Origin of the sequence: Streptomyces sp. NPDC005266, assembly GCF_040607655.1 — a bacterium.
Taxonomy (GTDB): domain Bacteria; phylum Actinomycetota; class Actinomycetes; order Streptomycetales; family Streptomycetaceae; genus Streptomyces.
Genome location: NZ_JBEXHC010000004.1, coordinates 25,234 through 37,464, shown reverse-complemented (window position 1 = coordinate 37,464; position 12,231 = coordinate 25,234). Strand labels below are relative to the sequence as shown.

General features: G+C 69.3%; 12 protein-coding genes and 1 pseudogene. 6 read left to right on the top strand and 7 right to left on the bottom strand.

Annotated elements, in window-relative coordinates:
• Positions 1–215: 215 nt before the first annotated feature.
• The 3 genes from ABZU99_RS09210 to ABZU99_RS09200 form a co-directional block, all read right to left on the bottom strand.
• A complete protein-coding gene (locus tag ABZU99_RS09210; protein WP_356049502.1) occupies positions 216–779 on the bottom strand; it encodes a type 1 glutamine amidotransferase domain-containing protein in 564 nt (187 codons plus the stop codon).
• A 232-nt stretch (positions 780–1,011) separates the two neighbouring features.
• Positions 1,012–3,051: a CocE/NonD family hydrolase gene (locus ABZU99_RS09205; protein WP_356049500.1), complete on the bottom strand. Its 2,040-nt coding sequence runs from the start codon at positions 3,049–3,051 to the stop codon at positions 1,012–1,014.
• A gap of 90 nt (positions 3,052–3,141) precedes the next feature.
• Positions 3,142–4,449 carry an ATP-grasp domain-containing protein gene (locus ABZU99_RS09200; RefSeq protein WP_356049498.1) on the bottom strand — a complete coding sequence of 436 codons (1,308 nt, stop codon included), beginning with the start codon at positions 4,447–4,449 and terminating at the stop codon, positions 3,142–3,144.
• A 144-nt stretch (positions 4,450–4,593) separates the two neighbouring features.
• On the opposite strand from ABZU99_RS09200, the gene ABZU99_RS09195 reads away from it, so the two are divergent.
• The 4 genes and pseudogenes from ABZU99_RS09195 (at position 4,594) to ABZU99_RS09180 (ending at position 7,624) form a co-directional block, all read left to right on the top strand.
• Positions 4,594–5,085, top strand: coding sequence for a DUF6328 family protein (locus tag ABZU99_RS09195; protein ID WP_355942085.1), 492 nt, complete (start codon positions 4,594–4,596; stop codon positions 5,083–5,085).
• Positions 5,086–5,278: 193 nt separating this feature from the next.
• Positions 5,279–5,725: pseudogene (locus ABZU99_RS09190) on the top strand (ornithine decarboxylase); the annotation flags it as partial.
• Between the two features lie 84 nt (positions 5,726–5,809).
• Positions 5,810–7,012, top strand: coding sequence for a hypothetical protein (locus ABZU99_RS09185; protein ID WP_356049496.1), 1,203 nt, complete (start codon positions 5,810–5,812; stop codon positions 7,010–7,012).
• Positions 7,013–7,093: 81 nt separating this feature from the next.
• Positions 7,094–7,624 (top strand): hemerythrin domain-containing protein, encoded by a 531-nt coding sequence (locus ABZU99_RS09180; RefSeq protein WP_356049541.1) that lies wholly within the window; start codon positions 7,094–7,096, stop codon positions 7,622–7,624.
• Here the strand turns inward: ABZU99_RS09180 and ABZU99_RS09175 are convergent, their stop codons facing one another.
• The 4 genes from ABZU99_RS09175 to ABZU99_RS09160 form a co-directional block, all read right to left on the bottom strand.
• Positions 7,625–8,140, bottom strand: a complete 516-nt coding sequence (locus ABZU99_RS09175; protein WP_355942093.1) for a hypothetical protein — start codon at positions 8,138–8,140, stop codon at positions 7,625–7,627.
• Positions 8,141–8,236: 96 nt separating this feature from the next.
• Positions 8,237–8,563 (bottom strand): plasmid stabilization protein, encoded by a 327-nt coding sequence (locus ABZU99_RS09170; protein WP_355942096.1) that lies wholly within the window; start codon positions 8,561–8,563, stop codon positions 8,237–8,239.
• Between the two features lie 298 nt (positions 8,564–8,861).
• Positions 8,862–9,749: an SDR family oxidoreductase gene (locus ABZU99_RS09165; RefSeq protein ID WP_356049494.1), complete on the bottom strand. Its 888-nt coding sequence runs from the start codon at positions 9,747–9,749 to the stop codon at positions 8,862–8,864.
• A 104-nt stretch (positions 9,750–9,853) separates the two neighbouring features.
• Entirely contained in the window at positions 9,854–10,117 is a 264-nt protein-coding gene (locus ABZU99_RS09160) for a hypothetical protein (RefSeq protein ID WP_356049492.1), read from the bottom strand.
• Between the two features lie 258 nt (positions 10,118–10,375).
• Here ABZU99_RS09160 and ABZU99_RS09155 point away from each other — a divergent pair, with 258 nt between their 5' ends.
• Together ABZU99_RS09155 and ABZU99_RS09150 are read left to right on the top strand one after the other, a co-directional pair.
• Complete coding sequence (locus tag ABZU99_RS09155) at positions 10,376–11,386, top strand: permease (RefSeq protein WP_356049490.1); 1,011 nt, start codon at positions 10,376–10,378, stop codon at positions 11,384–11,386.
• A complete protein-coding gene (locus ABZU99_RS09150) occupies positions 11,383–12,183 on the top strand; it encodes a TIGR03943 family protein (RefSeq protein WP_356049488.1) in 801 nt (266 codons plus the stop codon). Before ABZU99_RS09155 ends, ABZU99_RS09150 begins: the two co-directional genes overlap by 4 nt.
• Positions 12,184–12,231 lie beyond the last annotated feature (48 nt).

Sequence of the window (12,231 nt, the reverse complement as noted above, 5' to 3'; positions counted from 1 at the left end):
CCCAGTAAGAAGGCCACAACGATCAGTGGCCTTCCTCACAGCACGGCGGGAGCCCGCCATTCGGGGCTCCCGGAACGCCGTGATGGCGCTGCTTGCGCACATGACGCCATGACTCCACATGACTCCCCCTCGGGCGGGTCAGCCCGAGGGGGAGTTCATCGTCTTCCCGGCGGCGCCACGCGCCGGCTATCCGGCCACCGTGTGGGGGCCGCCGGCTATCCGGCCACCGTGTGGGGAGCCTGGGCGAACTGGTCGAGGATGGCCGCGCAGAAGGCCGGCAGGTCCGCGGGCGAACGGCTGGAGGTGAACTGGCCGTCGATCACCACTTCCTCGTCGACGACCTCGGCTCCGGCGTTGCGCAGATCGGTCCGGACGCTCGGCCAGGAGGTCATGCGGCGGCCGCGGACGGCGTCGGCTTCCACGAGTGTCCACGGGCCGTGGCAGATCACGCCGATCGGCTTGCCACTCGCCACGAAGTCCTTGACGAACCCCACCGCGTCCTTGTTCATGCGCAGTTGGTCCGGGTTCATCGTGCCGCCCGGCAGCAGCAGAGCGTCGTAATCGTCCACGGAGGCGTCGGCCACCACCCGGTCGACGGGGAAGCTCCCCGCGGGGTTGAGGTCGAACTGCCGGGCCTGGATCTCACCGGGGTGGATGGAGATGATGTCGCTCTTGGCTCCGGCGCCGTAGAGGGCACCACGGGGCTGCTCGAGCTCCACCCGCTCCACGCCGTCGACTGCCAGGATCGCGACCTTCCGGTCGCGCAGGTCATCACGCATGATTTTTCTCCGCCTTTCTGCATCGCGTATCGGTGTGCAACGTGGATCAGGTGTTCCGCACAATGCGGGCCGGAAGGTGGCGCGCGGAGGTTGCCCCAGGTCCGGGCGTCGAAGCCACATCGCGCCACGCAGACGGCCCAGAATGAGGTGACGGCTCAGCTGCCTGCCGCACCATCGCTCCTGTTTTCACCCTCCCACTCCGCCCGGGCGTGTCAACCGAGGCCTTCGGGCCCTACAGGAGGTCGCGGGGCAGCGTCTCGTTCCAGCTGCGCGAGAACACCCGCCGCTCGTTCTCGAAACCGTCCAGCGTGGCGTCGACGAAGAACTCCGTCTCGCTGGACCGCAGCACCGTGTGCGTCACCACCCGTACGTCCCAGTCGTCGCGCCGGAACCGCATGGTCCAGGTCGACTCGCCGCTGACCGAGGTGAAGTCGTCCGCGACCGAGCTGTAGCGCTCGTAGGCGCGGCGGCCGACATCGAGGCCGATGTCCTCGTAGCGCACCGTCCCGGCGTCCTTGACGATCTCCAGCTCGGAGCGGTAGCCGACCAGGTCGCGCCTGACGTCCCAGCGCTGTTCTCGGGGCGTCAGCTGGGTGGTGGCGACCGGAGGTGTGCCCTCGGGTTCCGCGAAGGGGCGCTCCGGCGCCTCGTCGGCCTCATGGTTGCCGCGCAGCGGCAGAGTGAGTGCGCTGGAGCCCTCGTACACGGTCAGCATGGCCGGCTTGGGCGGGGCCCAGGCGAGGGGCCAGTACGACGTGGACAGCGACAGCCGGATGCGGTGGCCGGGCGGAAACGCCTGGGCCACGCCGTTGAGCCGCACGGTGGCGCGGTAGCGCCGGCCGGGCTCCAGCGGTTCGGGGGCGTCGGTGCCATCGCGGTGGGTGAGGTTCAGCAGACCGTAGGTAACCCGGGTGGCGCGCCCGTCGGGGGCCACATCGGACAGCCGGGCGGCGACCATGGCGACCGGTTCGCTGACCGACAGTTCCAGCTCGACGGAGGGGGAACCGAGGATTTCCACCCGCTCGGTGAGCACGTCGGTGTCGAACACCATCGACCCGCCGTCCTCCTCGCGCTGGTCGTACGGCAGGTCCGGCGGCGCGTTGTAGGAGGCCCACTTGCCGGCGAACTGGCCCACGGACAGCGGCGATTGCACGGTCAGCCCCTCGCCCCGCCCGGCCTCCCCGGGCGGCGGCTCACCGGGGGTGCCGATGCGGTGCCGGGTGAGGGGGTGCGGGATCGGTGTGATGTGCGGCGAGGGCCAGTCGGGCTCGCCGACCCAGCGGCCCGGCCGCTCCTCGTACGAGGTGGAGGGCGGCACGCTGTCCTGCATCCACGCCCGCAGCATGGGGCCGTCCATGACCCCGTTGTCGACGCCCTTGAGCCAGTGGTCCCACCAGCGCACGACCTCCTGCAGATAGCCGATGGCGGGGCCGGGCTCGCCCAGGTGCGGGAACTTGTGCGACCACGGGCCGATCAGCCCCTTGCGCGGTACGTCCAGATGGCTCAGCAGCCGGGTGACGGCGTTGGAGTAGCCGTCCGCCCAGCCGCTGGACGCGAGCACCGGGCACCGTACGGCCTGGTAGTCCTCGCACACCGAGGCGTGGCGCCAGTAGTCGTCGCGGCGCTGGTGGCGCAGCCATTCCAGCACCCAGGGGCGGGTGTTCTCCAGCCGTTCGTGCCACATCTCGCGCCATCGCTCGCCGACCACGGCCGGGTCGGGCGGGCAGGTGGCGTAGGCGAACATGGTGCCCGCCTCGGCCAGGTTGTCCGACAGCAGGGCGCCACCCATGTAGTGCATGTCATCGGCGTACCGGTCGTCGGTGAAGGACGCGATGACGATGGCGCGCAGGCTCGGTGGCTGCCGGGCGGCGACCTGGAGCGCGGCGAAGGCGCCCCAGGAGATCCCCATCATGCCGGTGGTGCCATCGCACCAGGGCTGGCCGGCCAGCCAGGCCAGGATCTCCTCGGCGTCGGACTGCTCCTGCTCCAGATACTCGTCCCGCAGCACGCCCTCCGAGTCTCCGGTGCCCCGCAGATCGACGCGCACACAGGCGTACCCGTGGCCGGCGATGTACGGATGGTGGAGGGAGTCGCGCACGGAGGTCAGATCGCGCTTGCGGTACGGGATGTACTCCAGCACCGCCGGCACCGGCTCCCCGTCCGAGGAGGTGGGGCGCCAGATGCGCGCCGACAGCCGGATGCCGTCGGACATCGGGATGGTGACGTGTTCTTCTTCCTTCGTCTCGCAGGGCAGGTTGCTCAGGAATCGCATGCGGCCGGATGCTCCTTTCGCCGCGGCACAGCTGCACGAGTGCCCCGGGCCCGCGGTCCTCACACCGGCCGGGCCCGGGTCCGTCCGTGCTCAGGTGTTCTTCTCGTCCCGGCCGCCCGGTGCGGTCTCGTCGAATGTGAGGTTCAGGGCCGCCACACACCGGTCGTACTTCTCACGCAGCTCGTTCTCGCTGTCCCCACCGGTGAAGATGTGCGCCAGTTCGAAGCTGTAGCTGTCCTGCTGCTCCATGTCCGACAGCCGCTGCCCCTCCTCGGGCACCACATCGATCCGCACCTCCGGGATCTCCCGCTCGATGCGCTCGATGGCCTCCTGGGTGGGCACGTTGTGCACCACACCGTCGGCGAACCACCGGTAGTACCACTTGGCGGCCATCTTGGAGGGGCCCTCGCGGTCCGGCAGGCGCGGATCGTCACCGAGGGCGAGGCTGAGCATGCAGTGGTGATTGGGCACCCCGTCGACGTACTCGAACAGCTCGGCGTGCGACTGGGAGTGCCGGGGGTTGATCTCCAGCAGATTGATCTCGTCGGTCCGCGGGTCGTAGAAGTACTCGATGCTGAACGTCGCGTCGTTCATGCCGATCTGCCGCATGACCCGCTCGGAGACGTCGCGCAACCGCCGCACCACCGGCTCCGGCAGGGCGGAGGGGTACTGGTGGCGCAGGAAGGACGAGCTGTCGGGGTAGTTGATGGAGTCCAGCGCGCCGTAGACGGTGACCTCACCCTGGTGGACGTAACCCTCCACCGCGACCTGGAGCCCCGACAGCGCTTCCTCCGCCAGACACACCTCGCCACCCACGCCGTCCATCTCCGGCGGGAGTTCGAGCATGTCCAGGATGTACTCGAAGGGCCGGCCGACGCGGCTGATGCCCTCACGGATCTCGGCGACCGCCGTCCGGAACTCCTCCATGTCCTTGACGCCGAAGGCCAGCTCCGAGGAGTACGAGAGGGCGGGCTTGAGCCACATCGGGAAGCGGACGCCCTCGGGCGGGCGCGGATCGTCCGCCGTGAGGTCGACCCGGCCGAAGCGGGGGTGTTCGTCGATGACCTTCTGCTGCTCCAGCCGACTCCAGTACTTGTGTTCACACTTGACGACCGATTCCAGACTCGTGCTGTGCGTGCCGTAGCGCTCGCTGAGGAGTGGCACCAGCGTGCTCACCGGGAAGTCCCAGTAGCCGACGATCGCGTCGATGCTGCCGTCGAAGGCGTCGAGCACCTTCTCCGCCTTCGCGCGGAGATCGGCCACCGATACCTCACCGACCTGCAGCTCCTCAATGGTGAGCAAGGGGTGGAAGCGGTACTCCGACGCCCCGGGAACATCCCGCAACGTAGGCAGGTTGGCCTCGTCCAGGCCGATCACAAAAACATTCTTCACGCTCAACGGGTCTCCTCCCCTGGTCAAAGGCTTTCGGCCACTGAGTACCCTGCTGCTCGTTCCTAATCCCCACCGCGGCATCCGCGGACCAGGGAGGTTCATGACACGGCACGTCGGGGAACGTGTGAGCGAACACGAAGGAGGCCCACCGTGCATGACCACCATGAACCAGCGACCGGCCGCGTCGAGACGAGAGAGGAGCGGGCCGACCGCAAGTGGAACGAACTGCTGCAGGAGGTGAGGGTTACCCAGACGGGTGTGCAGATCCTGTTCGCGTTCCTGCTCACCGTCGCGTTCACACCGCACTTCAAGGCCCTGGGCCGTGGGGATCACAACATCTACGTCATGACCATCCTCCTGGGCGCGGCGGCGACCGGGGCGCTGATCGCCCCCGTCTCACTGCACCGGATCGTCACCGGGCACCGGCTGAAGCCCGAAACGGTGGACTGGGCATCGCGTTTCACCAAGGCCGGGCTCGTGCTGCTGCTGTGCACGGTGGCCTCGGCGCTCCTGCTGATCCTGCGCGTGGTCGTGTCCGACGGCACTGCCTTGTGGCTGTCCGCCGGAGCTCTGGTGTGGTTCGCCGTCTGCTGGTTCGCGCCGGCGCTCTGGCTGCGCCACCGATCGGGCAAGAACCGCTGAGGGCCGTACGGCTCCCCAGCGTGCCCTCGCGCTCGCCCTTTTCTCCTCTCGGGGTGGCGGGAACCCGACCGGCATGGATCACACGGAGGTTCCCGTTCTGGAGGCCCTGGCCCGTTATCACGGGCGTGGGCACCTGCCCTTCACCCCACCCGGCCACAAGCAGGGCCGGGGCGCCGACCCGGAGGTCCGCAACCGGGAACACCACCACGTCGACGCGCACCTGGCCGACCACCGGCGCATCAGCACCCAGTTGACCCACGCGGACGATGACTCGACGACCGACGCGCTGCTGACCGCGCTGCGCGACCTCGTCGACCACGCGGACGAACTGCGGCCCACACCGGAGGTGGCCGTGCCGGCCCCGGCCGGGCTGCGGATGGACAAGTCCCGGCTTCCCCGGGACGCCTATTTCGGCTCCGTCGAGGACGTACCCCTGGACCGTGCGGTGGGCCGGGTGGCGGCCGAGATGGTCACGCCGTATCCGCCGGGCATTCCGGCTGTGCTGCCCGGCGAACGCCTGAAGCAGCCTGTCCTGGACTACCTGCGCACCGGTGTGGAGGCCGGTATGAACCTTCCCGACGCGGCCGATCCGGGCCTGCGCACCGTACGCGTCCTGGTCGAGGGGTCCAGCGCGGACTGAGCCGATCGAGGGAATGTGCCAGCCGCGCACGCTGCGGCCCAGGCCAACGGGTACAGATCTGACTTCCGCCTCAGAGGAGCCCGTATGTCCTTCAACCCTTTGGAGCAGCGGGGCATCCCGCTGGACCGCCAGGTGCGCAACTGGCGTGAGCTGGATGTCTCCCCGATCGATCCGGACCGCTGCGACCCCTACACGCGGTGCCGGATCATCGCGATGAACGGCATCGAGGTCGAGGCGATCATGTTCAGCCACCATATGGCCCGCCACTGCCCCGACCAGGAGGTGAGGCGGCAGCTGGCGAGCACCCGCTACGCCGAGGCGCAGCAGCAGAGGGTGGTGAACTGGCTGCTGCCCGGCGTGGCGTCGGTCCTGGAGACGACGATCGCCTATGAGCAGGTGGCGGTGGACCTGACCGCGTGGGTGGCCCGTATGGAGCCGGATCCGTATCTCACGCAGGCGTACGAGTTCGGTGTCCTGGAGGATTTCGACCATCTGTACCGTTACGCCAACCTGTACGAGATGATCGAACACCGTAAGGCGGAGGAGATCGTCCAGGGACTGACCGAGGTCATGCCGGGCCGGCCGACGAAGCTCCACCATCGCCATCCGGTGGACAACGTCCGCGATCCCTACGATCGTCACCAGGTCAACCCGCTGTCCAAACTCCATGCGCTGACCATCATGGCGGCGGAGCAGCAGACGATGAACTTCTACATGAACGTCGGCCCGCAGTACATGGAGCCCATCGCCAGACAGCTCTACCAGGAGATCGGCCTCATCGAGGAAGAGCACGTCACCCATTACGAGTCCTTGGTCGACCCGGGCGAGACCTGGTGGGAACAGCTGGTCAACCACGAGTACAACGAGTGCTACCTCTACTACTCCTTCATGGAGCAGGAGCCGGATCCGAAGGTCAAGTCCATCTGGGAGCTGCACCTCAACATGGAGCTGGAGCACCTGCGGATCGCCTGTGACCTCATGCGCCGCAACGACGGGCGCGAGCCCGAGGAGGTCCTCGCCCCTCAGTTCCCGAATGTGCTCACCTTCGAGCCCAACAAGGCGTACCTCCGCGAGCTGCTGGCCACCCAGGTGGACCTCACCACTCTCGGCTCGGGCTACGTACGCGAAGCCCATGAGCGCTTCCAGCGCATGCAGGCGCAGCTCCACGACAGCGAGCAGCCGCCGAGCGAGCGTGTGATGGAGCAGCATCGCGACATGTTCGGCCGGGAGTACCGGCTGGAGACCGAGGGCGAGCACCCGGTGCCGTCCCTGCGCTCACGCGACTGATCGAACCCCAGCCCTACGGAGGACACCGTGACAGACCGATCCGGAAGCGATGCCGTCGGCGGCGAGGACGATGTGGTCGCGATGCTGACGCGCCAGCACGGCGACATCCGCAACCTCTTCGACGAGGTGGAGCGGGCCACGGGCGACGACCGGCGGGATGCCTTCCGCAGACTGGTCCGCCTGCTGGCCGTCCATGAGACCGCCGAGGAGGAGGTCGTCCATCCCGTGGCGCGTCGGTCCTTCGACGGTGGCGACGGCGTGGTCGAGGAGCGCTTGCGGGAGGAGAGGGAGGCGAAGGAAAAGCTCAGCCGGCTCGACGAGATGGGCACCGAGGACCCCCGGTTCCTGCCTCTGCTCATGGAGCTGCGCACGGACGTCATGGAACACGCACGGTCAGAGGAGCGCTACGAGTTCACCCAGCTGCGACGGCGGACGGATCCCGGGCAGCTCGCCACCATGGCCAAAGCCGTCAAGGCCGCCGAGGCCATGGCTCCCACCCGCCCGCATCCGGGCGTGGAGACAGGGGCGAAGAACATCGCGCTGGGCCCGGTGGCAGCCATGATCGACCGCACCCGCGACACCGTCCGCAAGGCCATGGGCAAGGACGGCTGATCAGACGGGCGCGGACAGCGCCAGTCGCTCCAGCAACCGCGCACGGTGAAGATCGGCAACAGGCGCCATCAGGTCCGGATGGCGCAGCAACGGCGCCGCGCGGCGGTCGTACTCGTCGGGGGCCGTCAGACGGCGGAACTCGACCGGGGAGGCGGTGGTGTGCTCGCCGTCGGCGAGTGCCGCGATCGCCGCTGCCGCCAGGTCGGGAGAGGTGAGCAGATTCGCCGCCCAGCTCGCCACGGTCTCGTCCACCCAGGTGCGCCAGGCGTCGCCCTCCTGGGGCTCCGCCAGGTCCGCCCCCACGGCCCAGTCCAGCCTGGCTGAGCCGCCCGGCCCGGCCATCGCCGCCAGCGCGGCATCGGTCGCCGTCGGATACCGGAGCCAGGCGGCCACCGTCACGGCCTGCCGCGCCTGCGCGTCGGCGAGCGCGGCATTCATGGCCCCCTCAGCCGCTGGATAGGCGCGTACCAGCCACTGTGCGGTGGCCGCCACGATGGGTGACAGGTCGAGGGACAAGCGAGGCCGCTCCTTCGGTACCGGTGGGTAGGCGTCGGCCACCGTACCTCGGAACAAAAGACCTCGAAAATGACCTATGTCACTCTTTATGGCAGGTCAGCGGCCCAGAGCCTTGGCCAGCTGCTCCTTGTTCATGTTCGAGCGCCCCTCGATCCCCCGTTGCTTGGCCTCGTTGTACAGCTGGTCCCGGGTCGGGCCCTTCGAGCCGCTGTGCGAGCGCTCGCCACCGCGCTGCGGAGCGGACTTCCTGTCCTGAGTCGAGGTCTTGCTCGCGGACCGGGACTCTCCGGAGCGGGCACGTTCCTTGTTGACGGTACGGGCGGCGATCTCCTTGGCACGACCGGTGGACGTCCCGCGCTTCTCCGCGCCCTCCTTGATGTGCTCGTACTGTCGTTCACGCTTTCGACTGGATCCTGCGGGCATGGTTCTCCCTCTCTTTCCGCCTCTCAGCCGACTTCAACTCTCCCCGTCCGCTGACAAGGCCGCATCCCGGGTCCCCATCATTCGCGGCCCATAACCTGTGCCCCGGAAGGACGGGGAGGTGGCCGCGCCGGGTGAGCGACGTCTTTGATGGTGTGCGGTTCCTCCTCCGTCACCATGCCGGGCATGCTGTGGCCCTGGCGCGGATTGGTGTCCGGGACCGTGTGCGCGGGCGAGCAGTGCACGCAGGCGGACCAGTTCGCCGCCGTAACCGCCGGCCACCGGTTTCGCCCAGTTCTCCTCAGTCGCACCGCGGGCTCCGGCGTGTGCCGCCCGCGGTGGCCGTCTGATCCGCGCGGCCACCGGCACCCAGGAGCCCCGTGGCTTCAAAGCGGGTCCGGTCGGCCAGCCGTGGGAGCTCGCGCTTGGAGAGCCAGGTGACCAGCGGCGGCAGCGCGGGGCGTACCAGCTGGGTGAGGCGCAGCCAGGGCGGCGCGTAGACGGTGGGAGCGCGGCGTTCGATGGCCGCCACCATCCATGCGGCCACCGTTTCGACGGGGTAGACGCGTCTGGCCGGTGGCGGCATATGGGCCCGCAGTTCCCTCAGCACCCCGTACTGGTCCGCGTCGCGGATCATGTCGGTGCCGGTCCAGCTCAGGTAACCGACGCCGACACCGACGCCTTGGTGGGCGAGCTCGGCACGCAGAGACTGGGCGAAGGCCTCCGCACCGGCCTTTGAGGCGCAGTACGCGCTCATCATGGGCGCTGAACCGAAGGCGGCCGTTGAGGCGATCTGCAGAAAGTACCCGCGTGTGGCCAGCAGGCCGGGCAGAAAGGCCCGCGCCGTGATGGCGCTGCCGATGAGATTCACCTCGATGACCCGCCGCCAGGTGGCCGGGTCCGATTCCCCGAACGGGCCACCTTCCGCCACGCCCGCATTGGCGACGACCACCGAGGGCCGGCCGATCCGGTCCTGGACCCGCCCGGCCACCTGGGCCATCGTGCCGTCATCGGTGACGTCGGTCTCGAAGCAGTGCGCTTCGCCGGGGAGCGAGTCCGCCACCCTCCTGAGGGATTCCTCCTCCCGGCCGAGGAGCACCACGCGCGCGCCGTGCCGCACCAGCTCCCGGGCCATGCCCGCACCCAGACCGCGGGCGGCACCGGTCACGACGGCGAGACGTCCGGTCAAAGGGCTGGTGTTTCCCACGGGGGTACTCCGAGGCCGAAGGCGCACACCCTTCAGACTGACACGCTGCGCGGCCACAGCACGCGCACCGAGCCGCAGGCGTTCCCTCAGACGGCGGTACCTGGACCGAAGAAGTTGAAGCGGTGGCATACCCGGAGAGCCGGCATGGCGTTGTCCCCGGATCCACGGAAACGCATGCCGAGCCAGGATCCGTCGGCGAACCGGACCCGGAAGTAGGGGAAGTCCGGGCCGGAGGACACATGCACATCGATCCGTGCCGTGCCCGGGGGGATCTCGGTCACCACCCGCAGCCTCCGGGCCGGGCCCGGGTTCCAGAGCCCGGCACTGCCGCGCACCCGTTCTGTCGCCATGCGGATCAGGCTAGTTGAGCGGATGGCCGCCGACGTTCGGCACCGGCATCCCGCTCTGCGAGTCCACCTCCTCACTCGGGCGTTACCACGTCGTCTCGGGTAGGGCCTTCGAGAGCGGTGTCACGATCATGAGCTGCGCACCGCAGGACTCACACGAAGGTGGGGAGACCAAGGTGAGCAGCCGGGCCTGAACGGGCGTACTGAAGGTGAAGAGCAACCAGCCCACGCAGTCAGTCCCCCACCGGAGGTACCTCACCCGTGGCCACCACCAAGGCAGCCCCGCCCCGGGCTGACCACCGCGACGCGGACGAATCGCGGAGTTGGCGGTTCAACTCGCCCCTCGTCCTGATCATGCTCCTGCTCCTGGTGGTCGCCGTGCAGGGGCCGATCCGCCGGTCGCTGTCCGCGCCGGTGATGGAGAGCTGGATGACCGTGTTCGTCGCGGTGATCGTCCAGGCCCTGCCCTTCCTCGTCCTCGGGGTGCTGCTGTCGGCGGTCATCGCGGTGTTCGTCCCCCCGTCCTTCTTCGCCCGCGCGCTGCCGAAGAGGCCCGCTCTGGCGGTGCCGGTGGCCGGGGTGGCCGGGGCGGTTCTGCCCGGCTGTGAGTGTGCCTCCGTGCCGGTGGCCGGGGCGCTGGTGCGCCGGGGCGTCAGCCCTGCGGCGGCGTTCGCGTTTCTGCTGTCCGCCCCGGCGATCAACCCGATCGTGCTGACCGCCACCGCCGTCGCGTTTCCCCGACAGCCGCAGATGGTCCTGGCCCGATTCGTGGCGAGTCTGCTCGTGGCGTGCGCGATGGGCTGGTTGTGGCAGCGGCTGGGCCGGACCGACTGGCTGCGACCACCGGCCCATCCGTCGTTCGACGGCCCCGGCAAGGGGGCGGCGTTCTGGGGATCCGTACGGCACGATGTGATGCACGCCGGCGGCTTTCTCGTCGTCGGCGCGATGGCGGCGGCCACGCTCAAGGCCGCCGTACCGGCGAGCTGGCTGCACACCGCGGCCGATAACCCTGTGGTGTCGATCCTCACCCTGGCGATCCTCGCGGTGGTGTTGTCGATCTGCTCGGAGGCCGACGCGTTCGTGGCCACGTCGCTGTCGCAGTTCTCGCTCACCGCCCGGCTGGCGTTTCTCGTCGTCGGCCCGATGATCGACCTGAAATTGTTCGCCATGCAGGCCGCCACGTTCGGTCGCCGATTCGCGCTGCGGTTCGCTCCCGTCACGTTCACCCTGGCCATCCTGGTGTCGGCCCTGGTCGGGGCGGTGCTGCTGTGAATCGTCAAGCGCAGGCAGCCGTGCTGTTCCTCCTGGGCGTGGCGCTGCTGCACGCCGGTTTCACCGACCTCTATCTGCGCTACGTCAAGGCCGGGTTGCGCCCGTTGCTGCTCGTGGCCGGCGTCGTGCTGATCGCCGCCGCCATCGCCACCGTCTGGTACGAACTGCGCGGGGCGCGCGCGGCCCGGGAGAGTCGGGAAAGCGAGGAGAGCGAGGAGAGCGAGCAGGGCCGGGAGAGCCGGCCCGAGCGTGAGCACCTTGAGCACTACGCCGACCACGGCGGCCACGCCCACCGCGAGCCCGGCATCTCCTGGCTCCTCGTCCTGCCCCTGCTCGCTCTCATCCTGGTCGCCCCGCCCGCGCTGGGCTCCTACAGCGCCATGCGCACCGGCACGGCCCTGCAACCGCCCTGGGGCTTCCCCGCCCTCCCCGCCGGCGCGCCTCTCCGGCTCAGCGTCGCCGACTACGCCGGCCGTGCGGCCTACGACCACGGACGCTCGCTCGGCGACCGGCGGGTCACCTTGACCGGCTTCCTCGCCCTCGACCGCGGCGGCGACCCCTACCTCGTCCGGATGACCCTCAGCTGCTGCGCCGCCGACGCCCAGCCCATCAAGATCGGCCTGTCCGGGCGAATTCCTCCGGTTCTGCAGCCCGACACCTGGGTCCAAGTCACCGGCACCTACACCGCCAAACGCACCAAGGACCCCGTCAACGGCGGCGCCATCCCGTTCCTCGACATCAGCCGGGTCAGGCCCGTCCCGGCGCCCCATGACCCGTACGAGGACTGGACCGGTTGAGCCGGTTTCCTCACTGGTGCTGTCCTGACCATGGACGGAGGCCGGACA

Coding starts and splice junctions, on each gene's coding strand:
- ABZU99_RS09210 (WP_356049502.1), bottom strand. CDS start 779: ATGCGTGATGACCTGCGCGACCGGAAGGTCGCGATCCTGGCAGTCGAC.
- ABZU99_RS09205 (WP_356049500.1), bottom strand. CDS start 3,051: ATGCGATTCCTGAGCAACCTGCCCTGCGAGACGAAGGAAGAAGAACAC.
- ABZU99_RS09185 (WP_356049496.1), top strand. CDS start 5,810: ATGTCCTTCAACCCTTTGGAGCAGCGGGGCATCCCGCTGGACCGCCAG.
- ABZU99_RS09180 (WP_356049541.1), top strand. CDS start 7,094: ATGCTGACGCGCCAGCACGGCGACATCCGCAACCTCTTCGACGAGGTG.
- ABZU99_RS09170 (WP_355942096.1), bottom strand. CDS start 8,563: ATGCCCGCAGGATCCAGTCGAAAGCGTGAACGACAGTACGAGCACATC.
- ABZU99_RS09160 (WP_356049492.1), bottom strand. CDS start 10,117: ATGGCGACAGAACGGGTGCGCGGCAGTGCCGGGCTCTGGAACCCGGGC.